This window comes from Serratia grimesii (genome assembly GCF_900186025.1).
GTDB lineage: Bacteria > Pseudomonadota > Gammaproteobacteria > Enterobacterales > Enterobacteriaceae > Serratia > Serratia grimesii.
On the sequence record NZ_LT883155.1, the window covers coordinates 2,759,414 to 2,774,862 of the forward strand.

Genomic DNA, 15,449 nt, shown 5'->3' on the forward strand with positions numbered 1-15,449 from the left:
TTTTATGAAGCTGAAGAACACGATCATCGCATCAGCCTTGTTATCACTCACTGCCCTGTCTGCTCACGCAGCGCAAGAGTTAACTCCTGAAAAAGCAGCGGCGTTGAAGCCGTTTGATCGCATCACGATTACCGGCCGCTTTAATGCCATCAATGAAGCTGTTGATGCCGTATCTCGCCGTGCAGACAAGCTGGGTGCAGACTCCTTCTACATTCAGGATAGCAATAACAGCAATAATGGCGGCAACTGGCGCGTCACCGCAGATCTTTATCATAAAGATGCGCCAGAAGTGAGCAAAGAGCCCAAGTACCGCGTTATTAATGGCGTCACTGAACTGCCAAAAGAACAAGCCTTCCTGCTGGAACCTTACGATACAGTGAGCGTCAGCGGTTTCTACCGCAGCCAACCAGACATCAACGATGCCATCACCAAAGAAGCGAAAAAGAAAGGCGCAGCTTCCTTCTTTATCGTACGTCAGGTTGATGCCAACCAGGGTGGCAACCAGTTCATCACGGCATACATCTACAAAGCCGATGCGCCTAAGCGTGTCGTTCAGAGCCCGGATGCCATCCCTGCCGACTCTGAAGCCGGTAAAGCTGCATTGGCTGCCGGTGGTGCTGCTGCTGCCAAGGTTGAAATTCCGGGTGTAGCATCTTCAGGTTCGCCAAGCCGTGACGTAGGCCGTTTCTTCGAAACGCAGTCTTCTACCGGTCAACGTTATACTGTCACGCTGCCGAATGGCACCAAGATTCAGGAAGTGAACAACGTGACTGCCGCACAGATGGTGCCGTTTGATTCTGTGACCTTCACTGGCCACTTCAACAGCATGACTGACGTCTCCACCGAAGTGGCGAAACGCGCAGCCGAGAAAGGTGCCAAGTACTATCATGTAACTCGCCAGTGGCAGAACAAGAGCGGCGGTAACCTGACCGTCAGCGCCGACTTGTTCAAATAAGCTCCACTTTAGGGTTTACCATCGGGCAGCCATTGAGCTGCCCTTTTTTTTGTCGCATGTTACCTCACCCAATTGAATAGTTTTTTGTAAATTTCGCATATTCAATCATTGCATCAACACCGATCCATCCGTAGAATTTGCGCCAATTTTTAGGGCTATTGTCTATTTGTTCAGTAATTGCCATTACGTTGTTACTGCCAAGCAGTTCCCTCCCAGTTGTTTATTCTGCGTTCAGGATCCGTCATTGGAAAAAAAACTAGGTCTTACCGCGTTAACGGCATTGGTACTCAGCTCCATGCTGGGCGCCGGCGTTTTCAGCCTGCCGCAAAACATGGCACAGGTCGCCAGCCCGGCCGCGCTGTTGCTGGGTTGGGCGATTACCGGCGTGGGCATCCTGTTCTTAGCATTTGCCATGCTGCTGCTTACCCGTCTACGTCCTGATCTGGACGGCGGTATCTTCACCTATGCGAAAGAAGGCTTCGGTGAGCTGGTGGGCTTTTGTTCTGCGTGGGGTTACTGGTTATGTGCGGTAATCGCCAATGTTTCTTATCTGGTGATCGTGTTCGCTGCACTGAGTCTGTTCACCGATCGTGGCGGCGAGGTCATTCTGGGTGACGGTAATACCTGGCAAGCATTACTGGCTGAGTCTGTATTGCTGTGGATCGTGCATGCATTGGTGTTGCGAGGCGTACAAACAGCCGCCAGCATCAATCTGGTGGCGACGTTGGCCAAATTGTTACCCCTGGGATTGTTCGCCGTCTTGGCAGCGATAGCGTTCAAAATGGATGTCTTCACACTGGATTTCCATGGCGTCGCACTGGGTAAGCCCGTGTGGGAACAAGTAAAAAATACCATGCTGATTACCCTGTGGGTATTTATTGGTGTAGAAGGTGCCGTGGTGGTTTCTGCGCGGGCACGGCATAAGAAGGATGTCGGTCGTGCCACCATGCTGGCGGTGGTCTCTGCGCTGGCCGTCTATTTGCTGGTTACCCTGCTGTCATTGGGTGTGGTGCCACGCAGTGAACTAGCCGAGATGCGCAACCCGTCAATGGCCGTGCTGATGGTAGATTTGATTGGTCCCTGGGGTGATGTGATCATCGCTGCCGGGTTGATCGTGTCGGTCTGTGGTGCCTACCTGAGCTGGACAATTATGGCCGCAGAGGTGCCTCTTCTTGCCGCACAACATGGCGCCTTCCCCAAAATATTCCGTAAGCAAAATAAGAACCATGCGCCGTCAGCTTCCCTTTGGCTGACCAACCTTGCGGTGCAATTCGCTCTGGTATTGATTTGGTTGACGGGTAGCAACTACAACTCGTTACTGACTATCGCCTCAGAAATGATTCTGGTGCCGTATTTCCTGGTCGGTGCCTTCCTGTTCAAGGTGGCACTCCGTCGTCAGGATAAACGTTTGATGTTCGCTGCGACAGGCGCCTGCCTGTACGGTATTTGGCTGCTTTATGCATCAGGATTGATGCACTTGCTGATGTCGGTTCTGTTATATGCACCAGGGTTGTTGGTGTTCATCTATGCCAGACGTGGGCATGATGACGTCAAGCTACTGAATCAACTGGAGAAAGGCAGTATTTTGCTGTTACTGGTGGCTACGGTGCCAGCTGGCTGGTTTATGTTGCAATAAATAGTGTATGGCCGGGTGGGACCACCCGGTCAATTACCTTGGGAGATGCGCAGACTGATAGTCATGCGTTCTTCAACCTGAGAAATGATAACGCCCTCAACACACTCTTGTTGAATGGTCGCCAATTGCTGCGTATCTAACGCATACGGCAATTTAATTTCAAATACCGCCAAACCCTGCTGCTGAGCCAGATCTATCAGGCGCACAATATTGGCTTCGTCGCTGACCTGGGTGGACACGACCTGTAACGCCAACGCCTTCAAATGCTCTTTCCGCGTTTGTGTGGCACTTGCCTGAGACTTCAATACCATGCCAAAAAATGGCATCACACCATAGATTGCATCAACAAAGCGCCAGTGCTTCTTGCACGATGCAGACAGAAATTCCATGTAATCAAAGCAGATTTTTTCACTGCGGGCGACGGGTGCAAGGTGACTGCTGTTCATCCCTTCCTCTCATTGCCTATGTATTACATCCTGAAATGGATAATCGATGCGAAGCTTTAACGAATTTCCGCCGTATAATGGCATAATTCCCCTATTGTTTGCCAGTCTGTCCAGGAGCTTTAATCAATGGAACATCACAACTCAGCCCCAGTGCTGATAACAGGCGGCGCACGCCGGATTGGTCTGGCACTGGCCAGGTCATTCTTGCAACGCGATATTCCCGTTATTATTGCCTACCGCAGTGACTACCCGGCGTTGAACGAGCTAAAAGGACTGGGAGCAATCTGCATTCAGGGGGATTTTTCAACGCACGACGGTATTTACCGTTTCGCCGAGCAAGTCCGCCAAATCGCGCCTAAACTGCGTGCAGTGATCCACAACGCCAGCGCCTGGCAGGCAGAATCGCCAGAAGTGCCACCGGAGCACGTCATGGCGGCAATGTTGCAAATTCACGTTTACACGCCTTATCTGCTGAATCAATTGCTGGAATCCTGCCTGTTGGGTCAGGGGCAAGCCGGTGCGGATATTATCCACCTGACCGACTATGTGGTGGAGAAAGGTAGCGATAAGCACATTGCCTATGCTGCCAGTAAGGCCGCGTTGGACAACATGACTCGCTCATTTGCCCGCAAGTTGGCGCCTGAAGTCAAAGTGAACGCCATCGCGCCGGCGCTGATTATTTTCAATCCGGGTGATGATGAGCCTTATCGCCAGCAAGCACTGGCAAAATCACTGATGAAAATCGCCCCCGGCGAGAGTGAAGTGGTTAACCTGGTGAACTACTTGCTCAGCAGCCGTTACGTCACCGGCCGTACCCATGGTGTTGATGGCGGACGTCCGCTGCGTTAGCACAAAGATCTGCATGGCGTATCGCGGAGCCCCGCGTTATGCTGAACGTCGTTATTCTGATAAAACCGCTGAATATGCATAAAATTGTTTTTGTAGAAGACGATCCTGAAGTCGGCAAACTGATTGCCGCCTATCTGGGCAAACACGACATTGAAGTGTTGATTGAGCCGCGTGGCGACAGTGCGCAGGCACGCATCGAGCTAGAACAGCCGGATTTGGTGCTACTCGACATTATGTTGCCTGGTAAGGACGGCATGACGCTGTGTCGCGATCTGCGCCCGACCTTCCTTGGCCCGATCGTTCTGCTGACCTCACTCGACAGCGACATGAACCATATCCTCTCCCTGGAAATGGGCGCTAATGATTACATACTGAAGACCACGCCGCCTGCGGTGTTACTGGCGCGGCTGCGACTGCACTTGCGTCAGCACAGTAATCAACCCAAGGAAGAGTCGAGCCAGCCGATCACCCAACACAATGCGTTGCACTTTGGGCTGTTATGTATTGATCCGGTCAACCGTCAGGTGACGTTGGGCGAAGAGACCATCACCCTTTCTACCTCAGATTTTGATCTGCTGTGGGAATTAGCCACCCATGCCGGTCAAATAATGGATCGTGAAGCCTTGCTGCAAAACCTGCGTGGTGTGAGCTATGACGGCCTTGACCGCAGTATAGATGTGGCAATTTCGCGCCTGCGCCGCAAGCTGTACGACAATACCCTTGAGCCATTCCGCGTAAAAACCGTGCGTAACAAAGGTTACCTTTTCGCCCCGAACGCGTGGGAGTTCGTGCAGCAATGAGAAAGCTCTTTGTCCAGTTCTTCCTCTTGCTTTTCGTGTGTTTCCTGGTGATGGCGATGCTGGTGGGGCTGGTGTACAAAGTCACCGCCGAACGCGCCGGTCGTCAGTCGATGGACGATTTGATGAAAAGCTCGCTGTATCTGATGCGCAGTGAGCTGCGGGAAATTCCACTGAAAGACTGGAATAAAACCATCGCTACGCTGGACTTAAATCTGTCGTTTAAGCTGCACATCGAACCACTCGGCAAACAGGATCTGAGTGAGGATCTGAAAAAAAGGCTTCGCCTCGGGGAGATCATCGCCCTCGACGATCAATACACCTTTATGCAACGCATTCCACGTAGCCACTACGTGCTGGTCGTCGGTCCAATACCGTATTTATTCTATCTGCATCAGATGCGACTGCTGGATTTGGCGCTGCTGGTGTTTATTGGCATGTCGCTAGCGTTACCGGTATTTCTGTGGATGCGACCGCACTGGCAAGATTTGCTTAAACTTGAAAACGCGGCTCAGCGACTCGGTGCGGGGCATCTTGACGAGCGTACCCATTTTGACCCGACGTCCAGTCTGAACCGGCTGGGGGTGGCGTTTAACCAGATGGCGGATAACGTCAATACCTTGATCGCCAGCAAGAAGCAGCTGATCGACGGCATCGCCCATGAATTACGTACACCGCTGGTTCGGCTCCGCTACCGATTGGCGATGAGTGAAAACCTGTCCGATAGCGAACAACAAGCACTGAACCGTGATATCGGCCAGTTGGAATCATTGATCGACGAGCTGCTGACCTATGCACGGCTGGACCGTCCGCAGGTCGCACTCAATATAGAACCGCTCGATTTGCCCAAATGGCTAGAAGATAAGGCTGACGATCTGCGCCTAATCCACCCTGAACGTGAAATCGAGCTGGATATCCCACACACCGGTGATTTTGGTGGCGTGGATTTGCGGTTGATGGAACGGGTGCTGGATAACCTGGTAAACAATGCGCTGCGCTATTCCGAACAACGCCTGCGTATCGGCCTGTGGTTTGATGGTGACGACGCCTGTCTGCAGGTAGAAGACGATGGGCCAGGAATTCCGCCGGAAGAGCGAGAGCGGGTATTCGAGCCATTTGTCCGTCTGGATCCAAGCCGTGATCGCGCCACGGGTGGCTGTGGGCTGGGGCTGGCCATTGTCCACTCTATCGCTGTCGCCTATCAGGGCCAGGTTTACGTTGATGCCAGTTCTCTCGGCGGCGCCTGCTTCCGCTTCTGCTGGCCGGTGAAACCCAATTTCAATTTAAAAGCAGACCCGGTGTAACCCCGCCTACGCAGCAGCCTGAAAGGCTTAACGGGTTATCCGGATTACAATAATATGGAGCTAAACGATGACATCTGCACATACCCCTTCACCTTCATATGACGAACTACGCGCCCTTTTCACCCGATTGTCACGCTTCGGTCATCTCTCAGCCATTGCCGGTTGGGACATGCAAACCATGATGCCATCGGGCGGCAGTAAAGCACGGTCAGAAGCGCTGGCTGAGCTGAGTGTCCTGCAACACCAAATTTTGACGGCAGAAAAAACCGGTCGCCTGTTTGAACGTGCCCAACAGGAAACGCTGGATGACATAGATCAGGCCAATCTGTTAGAAATGCGCCGCCAATACGACAACGCAGTGCTTGTGCCTGAGTCATTGGTTGAAGCCAAATCGCTGGCAGGTGCACGTTGTGAACACGCCTGGCGTGCTCAACGTCCAGCCAATGATTGGGACGGCTTTTCAGAAAATCTACGTGAAGTGGTCAAACTTAGCCGCCAGGAGGCACAGATCCGTGCTGAAGCGGCAGGAACGAGCCGATATGACGCCTTGCTGAACCTGTACGAACCAGGCATGCGCAGCAGCGATATCGACCGTATCTTTGGCGATCTGAAAACCTGGCTGCCTGATCTGCTGCAAAAAGTGGTGGCCAAACAGGCTCAGGAACCTTGCCTTATTCCGCAAGGCCCGTTCAATGTCGATACCCAACGTCAACTGAGCTTGAGCGTGATGAAATTGCTCGGCTTTAACTTTGATGGTGGCCGTGTGGACGTCAGTGCACATCCGTTCTGCGGCGGCGTTCCGGAAGATGTTCGTATCACCACGCGCTACAACGACAAAGAATTCCTGACGGCCCTGCTCGGTATTGTGCATGAGACCGGCCATGCCCGTTATGAGCAAAATCTGCCGCGTGAATGGCTGGGTCAGCCCGTCGCACAGGCGCGCTCCACCGCTATTCATGAGTCACAAAGTCTGTTGTTTGAAATGCAACTGGCCCGCAGTAGCGATTTCCTAAAGATTCTGCGTCCACTGATCATCAAACAATTCGGTGAGCAACCGGCGCTAGAAGAAAATAACTTCATCCGCCTCAACCAACGCGTGAAACCTGGTCTGATTCGCGTAGACGCTGACGAGGTGAGCTACCCGGCCCACGTGATTCTGCGTTATGAGATTGAGAAAGCCTTGGTCGAAGGTGACATTGAAGTAGAAGACATCCCTGCGCTGTGGGGCGAAAAAATGCACCGTTACCTTGGTTTGGATACTGTCGGTAATTATCGGAATGGTTGTATGCAGGATATCCACTGGACCGACGGTGCCTTCGGTTACTTCCCTACGTACACTCTCGGCGCCATGTATGCAGCTCAGCTTTTCCAGACCATCGGTAAAGCGCTACCGACACTGAACAATGATATCGCCGAAGGTAACCTGACCCCACTGTTCCAGTGGCTGAAACAGAATATCTGGCGTCATGGCAGCCGTTTCCCTACCGAAACACTGATCACGAATGCAACCGGCGAACCCTTGAATCCAGGCTATTTCCGTAAGCATCTGGAAAGCCGCTACCTGTAATATAATCCATTCCCCAGGCACGGCTAACCCGTGCCTTTTTCCCCCTGCTTAACCTTCATTCTTCCATAACGCACAACCCCTGCCTGCGACGCTGTAGCTACAGAGTGCTGGGTAGTTAATCACAATATGTATGTTGTAACTAAAATGCGTTTGAAAGGCACATGCCATACGCTGGGTTCAACATTGCGTTCATCGCTATTCACTGCCGGTACAACGTACGTCGGTGAATGGCTGCCCGCCACACAGAACCCCAAAACCTACGATGTACATTAGGTTACACGCCGAAACCAATCACTCACGGAAAGCATTCCGCTGTTTGCCTACTATCTTAACACCGGCCCCGCAGTGGGCTTGATACATGACGAGTAATTTGAGGAATCAACAATGAAAAAAGTATTAGCTCTGGTTGTTGCCGCTGCAATGGGTCTGTCTTCTGTTGCTTTCGCTGCTGACGCTGCCACTACCACCACTACTGCACCTGCGGCGACCACTACCACTACGATGGCTGCACCGGCCAAAACTACTCACGTGAAAAAACATCACGCGAAGAAAGCCCCGGTACAAAAAGCGCAAGCGGCTAAAAAGCACCACAAAGCCACCGCTAAAAAAGCCCCTGCTCAGAAAGCGCAGGCAGCCAAAAAACACCACAAAAAATCCAGCCATAAAAAAGCTGCGTAACAGCAATCTGATGTGAGGCTCCCCTCACCAGTCCAGGCTTGAGTTTTCCAACACCCGGTTCGCCGGGTGTTTTTTCATCGGGGGTTCTCATCATGCTGCGTCGCTACTTATTTGAAATTATTCTGGCCACTCTGATCCTCTGCGGACTGATCACCGCCTTTTTTTATCTGTAGCTGCACAGCCTTTCTGGATTAGAAATTATTGAAAAATCAATCACTGCCCATCCACACGGCAACGAAATCAGTCTATAGTTACCATTCAGTGTGTTTATGGATGACCCGTATTTTCCAGGCAAGAAACTTATGCGCATAACCGTTTTGTTGTTGCTGTGCTCATTTCCGCTCGCACTCTCCCTCTCAGCTCGGGCAGATAGCCCATCCGATGCGTCGGCCGCTGAGCAAACCCGCCTATTTTTTGGCAAAGATGAACGCGTTAAGGTCACGGCAACCGACGGTTGGCCGTGGCAAGCGATTGGACAAGTGGAAACCGCCAGCGGTAACCTGTGCACTGCCACGCTAATATCCCCTCATCTGGCTCTCACTGCCGGTCATTGCGTACTGGCACCACCGGGCCAACTGGACAAAGCTATCGCGCTGCGTTTTGTAGCTGGTAATAAAACGTGGAAATACCAAACAAGCAATATTGAAACGTTGGTTGACCGCAAACTGGGTAAAAAGCTCAAACCTGATGGCGATAGCTGGATCGTTCCACCCGCGGCGGCGGCCTATGATTTTGCGCTGATTCGCTTGAAGGATAAAAACACCTTGCCGATTAAACCGCTGCCACTGTGGCAAGGCGACAGCAAGGCGCTGACCCAGGCGATGAAGCAAGCCAAGCGGTTAATTACTCAGGCTGGATATCCGGAAGATCATTTGGATGACCTTTATAGCCACCAAAACTGTAAAGTGACGGGTTGGGCACAACAAGGCGTTCTGTCGCATCAGTGCGACACTCTCCCTGGCGATAGCGGCTCTCCGTTACTGCTGAAAACAGCCGATGGTTGGTCGTTGATTGCCATTCAAAGTTCAGCACCGGCGGCCAAAGATCGTTACCGTGCCGATAACCGAGCACTGGCAGTCACCGGCATTCGTGATGCGCTCGACGCATTGGCTGCCGGAAAATAAGCTATTCCCCTCCGGCGTGGGTGCCCACGCCGGTTTCTTCTCTCTCATCTCCTTTCATAAACCGCTTGGGTGTTGTGCCGGTAAACTGGCGAAAGAAAGCGATAAAAGCACTGTCACTGGAAAAACCCAAACGCTGCGCCACTGAACTGACCGATGGCATTTCCGCCAACAGCTCAATCGCTCGCATCAACCGCCATTGCTGACTCCATTGCTGATAACTCAATCCGCTCTCGCGTTGGAAAATGCGTGTCAGCGTTTTGGCATGCAGATTTAGCTTCTGTGCCAATTTCGCCAACCCCGGCAATTCATCGCACCCGTCAAGTTTTTCCAGCCAATGTGCCAGACGTCGGTCTCGGGGCAGCATCAGGCCAGTGTTCTCCAACCGCGCTGCATGGAGCTCATTCACCAGGACCGGCAGCAAGTCCTGCGCCGTACGGCACTCCATAGCCAAATTGAATGGCCAATAGGCTATACGCTCCACCACTGCTGCCAATAAAGGATTGACCGCCAATACAGCACATTCTTGCGGCATAGCCGGCACCAATGACGGATCCAGATAGATCGAGCGGTAGGCAACCTGCCCACGAAGCTGAACCCGATGCCGGATACCGCCGGGGATCCATAAACTGCGCGTTGGCGGCAAGATCAACCAACGATCGGCCAGTGTCACCGTCATGCACCCGCGTGGCGCATACAGCAACTGCGCACGTTGATGCACATGATCTTCCGAGTCATGCCGGACTAACTCCGCCGCGATACCTAACACCGGCGCCAACCAGGCGTCTGGGTCAAAAACAGCCTGCTGGGTAATCAATGCCATCACCAATGTCCTTTTTTCGTTGTTTTTTGTTCTTATGATTGTAATTGAACATTTTGTCTTTCCCTATACTGACGCGATTATTCACCACAAAGGTTCATTTCCATGTCACGCTTCCCCCTGCCATTGATAGTCGTCACTATCATGGCCCCACAGGTGCTCGAAACCCTCTACAGCCCTGCGCTCACGGCAATACGCGTCGATTTCAATGTCAGCGCCGCTCAGGCCAGCCAAACACTGTCGATCTATTTCTTTGCTTTTGCTTTCGGTGTCGCATTCTGGGGGGTAATGTGCGATCGACTTGGTCGCAGGATAACTATGCTGGCGGGTTTGGCGATTTATCTTGTTGGCGCGGTTATCGCGTTGCTGAGCCAGCATTTCACCTGGCTGTTGAGCGCTCGCGCTACCATTGCTTTCGGCGCGGCGGTCGGCTCCATCGTGACGCAAACCATGCTGCGTGATGTCTATCAAGGGTCTGCGCTAGGCAATGTTTTCTCGACCGTTGGTATCGCCTTGTCGGTCAGTCCGGTACTGGGCATGTTAGCCGGTGGGATGCTCGTCGGTTGGGGCGGTAGTATGGCGATATTTGCCGCTCAGTGGTTGCTGGCGTTGATTTTATTGGTTTGGTGCTGGTACGCCCTGCCGGAGACGCGACAGACTGCAGTCGCAATCAAGACAACAGCGGCGGGCAATGGCTGGGCTATCTTACGCGACAAACATATCTGGTATTCCGCGTTATTAGTCGCCGGTTTTAATGTCATGGTGTTCAGCTACTTCAGCCTGGCACCGTTCATCTTCGAACAACTGGGCCTGAGCAGCCAGCAATTCGGCTACTCTGGCATCGCATTAGCGTTAGGCAGTCTGCTTGGCGCATTACTGAACCGCTATTTACTGTTCAAAAGTATCAGTGCAAAAAAACAAATCCTGCTTGGCAGTCTGCTGGCGCTCAGTGCCGCACTGGCCTTGGTTTTCTGGCAGCACAGTCTGATGCTGCTGTTGCCTTGCACACTCATCACCGTGGCTTTCGGGTTGGCGATCCCCAACGTGTTAAGCCAGGCACTACACCGTTACCGGCATCAGCTCGGCACCGCCGGAGCCGTTTTCGGCCTGCTCTACTATCTGTTGATTGGCGCCGGACTGTCTTTAGCCGCCGTAGGACAAAGCCTGGCCGCAACCCTGTTATGCTGCAGCCTGCTATGCCTCTGCTGTACAGGCTGCCTTTTTACGCCGCTTAGCCTGAAAGCTGCTCGATAGTCTGCAAGATACGCTTGTCCGAGATAGGATAAGGCGTACCCAATTGCTGAGCGAACAAGCTCACGCGCAGCTCTTCTATCATCCAGCGCACCTCTTTTACCTCATCATCCTGCTGTCGCTTCGGCGGCAGCTTATTCAGCCACTGTTGCCAAGCCTGCTGCACCTGCTCCACCCGTATCATCTGTGCACGATCGCGGTGTGGATCGATAGCCAGCTTCTCCAGACGACGTTCAATCGCCTGCAGATACCGCAGCGTATCCGGCAAACGCTTCCAACCGTTGTTGGTCACAAAACCGCGATACACCAAGCCACCAAGCTGGGCTTTGATATCCGACAGCGCCAGTGCCAACGATATATCCACCCGGCCTTTCAACCGTTTGTTGATGTTAAACACCGCAGTCAGGATTTGTTCAACTTGTTTGGCGACCCCAACTACTGTTTCATTCAACTCACCGCGCACCAATTCCTGCAAGCGGGCGAAGTTTTCCTCTTGCCACACCGGCCCGCCATGTTCTGCGATCAATTTGTCGATGCCACATGAAATGCAGTCGTCGATCAAATCCAACACTTTGCCGTAAGGGTTGAAGTACAGCCCCAACTTGGCTTTGTTAGGCAGTTTTTCATGCAGATATTTGATTGGCGAAGGAATATTCAGTAACAGTAAGCGGCGCGTACCTTGCCACATTGCTTGTTGCTGCTCTTGTTCGCTGTCGAACAGACGGATTGCTACGCTATCTTTTTCGTCCACCAGTGCCGGATAAGCTTTCATCGAATAACCGCCGCGTTTCTGCTCATAAAACGCCGGCAGTGTGCCAAAACTCCAAATATGCAGATTGCTTTGTTCCAACCCATCGTCCGCCACCGCAGATAGCGTTTCCTGCACCTTGTCTTTCAATTGCAATTTAAGTGCCGTCAGATCTTTACCTTCAAGCAGGGTTTTGTGTTTTTCACCCACAACCCGGAACGTCATCTTAAGGTGATCGGGCACCTGATCCCATTGCCAATCTTCACGTGACACCGTCACGCCTGTCATGCGACGCAGTTCGCGCTCCAACGCATCAAGCAACGGCAATTCCAGCGCAGTTACTCGCCCAAGGAAGGCTTCGGCGTAATTGGGCGCCGGTACAAAGTTGCGGCGCACGGGTTTTGGTAACGACTTAATCAAGGCAATCACCAGTTCACGGCGAACACCCGGAATTTGCCATTCAAAGCCCTTTTCTTCTACCTGATTAAGAATTGGCAACGGAATATGTACCGTAACGCCGTCGGCGTCGGTGCCCGGTTCAAATTGGTACGTCAGACGTAATTTGAGATTGCCTTGATACCACGTGTTCGGATAATCCAGCGCGCTGACCTGATTGGCACCGTCCTTGATCAACATCTCTTTTTCAAAGCTGAGCAGATCCGCATTCTGCTTACTGGCGTTTTTCCACCAATTGTCAAAATGGCGTCCGGACACCACATCATTCGGGATGCGCTGGTCATAGAAGTTGAACAGGGTCTCGTCATCCACCAGAATGTCGCGGCGACGCGATTTGTGTTCCAGCTCTTCGACTTCGGCTCGCAACTTGAGGTTGGCACTAAAGAACGCATGTCGCGTTTGCCAGTCGCCCTCTACCAGTGCATGGCGGATAAACAATTCGCGGCACAATAAAGGATCAATGGTGCTGTAGTTGACCGCGCGCGCAGCGACAATCGGCAAGCCGAACAGCGTCACTTTTTCACTGGCCATCACCGCGCCCTGGGATTTCGACCAGTGCGGTTCGCTGTAACTGTGCTTCACCAAATGCTGAGCCAGCGGTTCTATCCACTCAGGCTCGATCCGCGCGGCAATACGTCCCCACAGGCGGCTGGTTTCCACCAGCTCAGCCACCATGGTCCACTTCGGTGGTTTCTTGAACAGGCCTGAGCCAGGGAAGATCGAGAAACGTGCGTTGCGGGCGCCGGTGAACTCCTGTTTGTCAGCATCTTTCTGGCCGATGTGTGATAGCAAGCCAGTCAACAGCGCGGTATGCACGCTGCGATAATCAGAAGGCTCACTGTTGACCGGCAGCCCCAACTCTTTCACCACCTGACGCAATTGGGTGTAAATATCTTGCCATTCACGTACCCGAAGGTAGTTCAGGAAGTCATTGCGACACAGCCGGCGGAACTGGCTGGAAGAGTGTTCTTTTTGCTGCTCTTTCAGCCAGTCCCACAGATTAACGTAGGCCAGGAAGTCGGAGTCTTTATCAGCGAAACGGCGATGCTTTTCATCCGACGCCTGCTGTTTGTCCATTGGACGTTCACGCGGATCCTGGATCGACAACGCCGCGGTGATGATCATCACCTCGCGCACGCTGCCACTCTTTTGTGCCTCCAGCACCATACGGGCTAACCGTGGATCAATGGGTAACTGCGCCAATTGACGCCCTTGCGGCGTGAGCTGGTAATGGCCATTTTCCGCTGTTTTAATCGCCCCCAGTTCTTCCAGCAGGCGCACGCCATCCAGAATATTGCGCTTATCCGGTGCTTCTACGAACGGGAAGGCCGCGATGTCGCCCAACCCGAGTGAGGTCATCTGCAAGATGACTGACGCCAGGTTGGTACGTAGAATTTCTGGATCGGTAAACTCAGGCCGTGACAGGAAGTCTTGTTCCGCATACAGGCGAATACAAATACCGTCCGATACGCGGCCACAACGGCCCTTACGTTGGTTGGCCGAGGCTTGCGACACCGGTTCGATCGGCAGACGCTGCACCTTAGTACGGAAACTGTAGCGGCTGATACGTGCTGTGCCCGGGTCAATGACGTACTTGATACCCGGGACAGTCAGTGAGGTTTCTGCCACGTTGGTCGCCAGCACAATACGCCGACCATGGTGCGACTGGAAGACTCGGTTCTGTTCGCTGTTCGACAGGCGAGCATACAGGGGCAAGACTTCAGTGTGTGGCAGATTCAGGCGGTTCAGCGCGTCGGCAGTATCGCGGATTTCGCGCTCACCGCTCATAAAGATCAGGATATCCCCCGGTCCTTCGCGGCCGAGCTCATCCACCGCATCGAAAATCGCCTGCAGTTGATCGCGATCGGTATCATCTGCATCATCCACGACAGGACGATAACGCACCTCCACCGGATACGTACGCCCGGAGACTTCGATAATTGGTGCGTTATTAAAATGACGCGAAAATCGCTGTGGATCGATAGTCGCCGAGGTGATGATCACTTTAAGATCTGGGCGCTTTGGCAACAACTCACGCAAGTAACCGAGGATGAAGTCGATGTTCAGGCTACGTTCATGCGCCTCATCGATGATCAGCGTATCGTACTGCATCAGCAGCCGATCCTGTTGGATTTCAGCCAGCAGGATACCGTCGGTCATCAGCTTGACCAGGGTATTTTCCCCTACCTGATCGTTAAAGCGCACCTTATAACCGACGCTCCCGCCCAACGGCGTTTCCAGCTCGTCGGCAATACGGTTTGCGACAGTACGTGCTGCCAAACGTCGTGGCTGAGTATGGCCAATCAGCCCCTTCACCCCACGCCCTAACTCCAGGCAGATCTTCGGTAACTGGGTGGTTTTCCCCGAGCCGGTTTCACCGGCGACAATCACCACTTGATGGTCGCGGATGGCCTGCAGAATATCCTGCTTTTTCTGGCTGACGGGCAGGTTTTCCGGGTAAGTGATTTTTGGGCATGTCGCCGCACGAGACTGCACTTTACGCAGCGCAGTGGCTATGTCACTTTCGATTTCAACAGCCGCTGTCAACTGAGCTTCGGGATTTTTGATTTTTCGTGCGCCCTGCAGCCGACGTTGCAGGCGTTGTTGATCACGGAGCATCAGCTCGCCCAGTTGGGCAGACAATGCCGCGAGCGGAGATTTCACGTTCGGTATTCCTTGTCTCATCGCTGCTGTATCAAGCATTAGCAACGGTATAATGATGTTTTAGCCATTTTTCAGCTTTAGCCGCGCAGAATATCACAAGCCGCTTTCTCCCCATAATCCCGCAGTTTATGTCTCAACAGCTTATTCAATAAAATCG

At 52.8% G+C, this 15,449-nt stretch carries 13 protein-coding genes; 10 read left to right on the forward strand and 3 right to left on the reverse strand.

Annotated elements, in window-relative coordinates; all coding sequences use genetic code 11:
- The first annotated feature begins 4 nt into the window (after positions 1-4).
- Positions 5-955, forward strand: a complete 951-nt coding sequence (ydgH, locus tag SGBXF1_RS12980) for a DUF1471 family protein YdgH (RefSeq protein ID WP_037415617.1) — start codon at positions 5-7, stop codon at positions 953-955.
- 244 nt (positions 956-1,199) lie between these two features.
- A complete protein-coding gene (locus SGBXF1_RS12985) occupies positions 1,200-2,591 on the forward strand; it encodes an amino acid permease (RefSeq protein WP_037415620.1) in 1,392 nt (463 codons plus the stop codon).
- A 29-nt stretch (positions 2,592-2,620) separates the two neighbouring features.
- Here SGBXF1_RS12985 and SGBXF1_RS12990 read toward each other — a convergent pair whose 3' ends face one another.
- Positions 2,621-3,037, reverse strand: a complete 417-nt coding sequence (locus SGBXF1_RS12990; RefSeq protein ID WP_037415624.1) for a hypothetical protein — start codon at positions 3,035-3,037, stop codon at positions 2,621-2,623.
- Between the two features lie 126 nt (positions 3,038-3,163).
- Between SGBXF1_RS12990 and folM the strand changes: the two genes are divergently transcribed.
- The 7 genes from folM (at position 3,164) to SGBXF1_RS13020 (ending at position 9,356) form a co-directional block, all read left to right on the forward strand.
- Positions 3,164-3,886 carry a dihydromonapterin reductase gene (gene folM, locus SGBXF1_RS12995; RefSeq protein WP_061806346.1) on the forward strand — a complete coding sequence of 241 codons (723 nt, stop codon included), beginning with the start codon at positions 3,164-3,166 and terminating at the stop codon, positions 3,884-3,886.
- Between the two features lie 74 nt (positions 3,887-3,960).
- The gene (gene rstA, locus SGBXF1_RS13000) at positions 3,961-4,686 is read left to right on the forward strand and encodes a two-component system response regulator RstA (protein ID WP_186428507.1); all 726 of its coding nucleotides are present in this window, start codon (positions 3,961-3,963) and stop codon (positions 4,684-4,686) included.
- Positions 4,683-5,987, forward strand: a complete 1,305-nt coding sequence (rstB, locus tag SGBXF1_RS13005; protein WP_037415630.1) for a two-component system sensor histidine kinase RstB — start codon at positions 4,683-4,685, stop codon at positions 5,985-5,987. Before rstA ends, rstB begins: the two co-directional genes overlap by 4 nt.
- Positions 5,988-6,054: 67 nt before the next feature.
- Positions 6,055-7,554 (forward strand): carboxypeptidase M32, encoded by a 1,500-nt coding sequence (locus SGBXF1_RS13010; RefSeq protein WP_037415632.1) that lies wholly within the window; start codon positions 6,055-6,057, stop codon positions 7,552-7,554.
- Between the two features lie 384 nt (positions 7,555-7,938).
- The gene (gene asr, locus SGBXF1_RS13015; RefSeq protein WP_037415634.1) at positions 7,939-8,232 is read left to right on the forward strand and encodes an acid resistance repetitive basic protein Asr; all 294 of its coding nucleotides are present in this window, start codon (positions 7,939-7,941) and stop codon (positions 8,230-8,232) included.
- Between the two features lie 92 nt (positions 8,233-8,324).
- Positions 8,325-8,405 carry a small membrane protein YdgU gene (gene ydgU, locus SGBXF1_RS24075; protein ID WP_455431400.1) on the forward strand — a complete coding sequence of 27 codons (81 nt, stop codon included), beginning with the start codon at positions 8,325-8,327 and terminating at the stop codon, positions 8,403-8,405.
- 129 nt (positions 8,406-8,534) lie between these two features.
- A complete protein-coding gene (locus SGBXF1_RS13020) occupies positions 8,535-9,356 on the forward strand; it encodes a trypsin-like serine peptidase (protein WP_186426956.1) in 822 nt (273 codons plus the stop codon).
- 1 nt (position 9,357) lies between these two features.
- On the opposite strand, the gene SGBXF1_RS13025 is transcribed toward SGBXF1_RS13020, so the two are convergent.
- Positions 9,358-10,176, reverse strand: a complete 819-nt coding sequence (locus SGBXF1_RS13025; RefSeq protein ID WP_186426957.1) for an AraC family transcriptional regulator — start codon at positions 10,174-10,176, stop codon at positions 9,358-9,360.
- 102 nt (positions 10,177-10,278) lie between these two features.
- Between SGBXF1_RS13025 and SGBXF1_RS13030 the strand changes: the two genes are divergently transcribed.
- Positions 10,279-11,427, forward strand: coding sequence for an MFS transporter (locus SGBXF1_RS13030; RefSeq protein WP_186426958.1), 1,149 nt, complete (start codon positions 10,279-10,281; stop codon positions 11,425-11,427).
- Here the strand turns inward: SGBXF1_RS13030 and hrpA are convergent.
- Complete coding sequence (hrpA, locus tag SGBXF1_RS13035) at positions 11,405-15,292, reverse strand: ATP-dependent RNA helicase HrpA (protein WP_186426959.1); 3,888 nt, start codon at positions 15,290-15,292, stop codon at positions 11,405-11,407. The genes SGBXF1_RS13030 and hrpA overlap by 23 nt on opposite strands.
- Between the last annotated feature and the right edge of the window lie 157 nt (positions 15,293-15,449).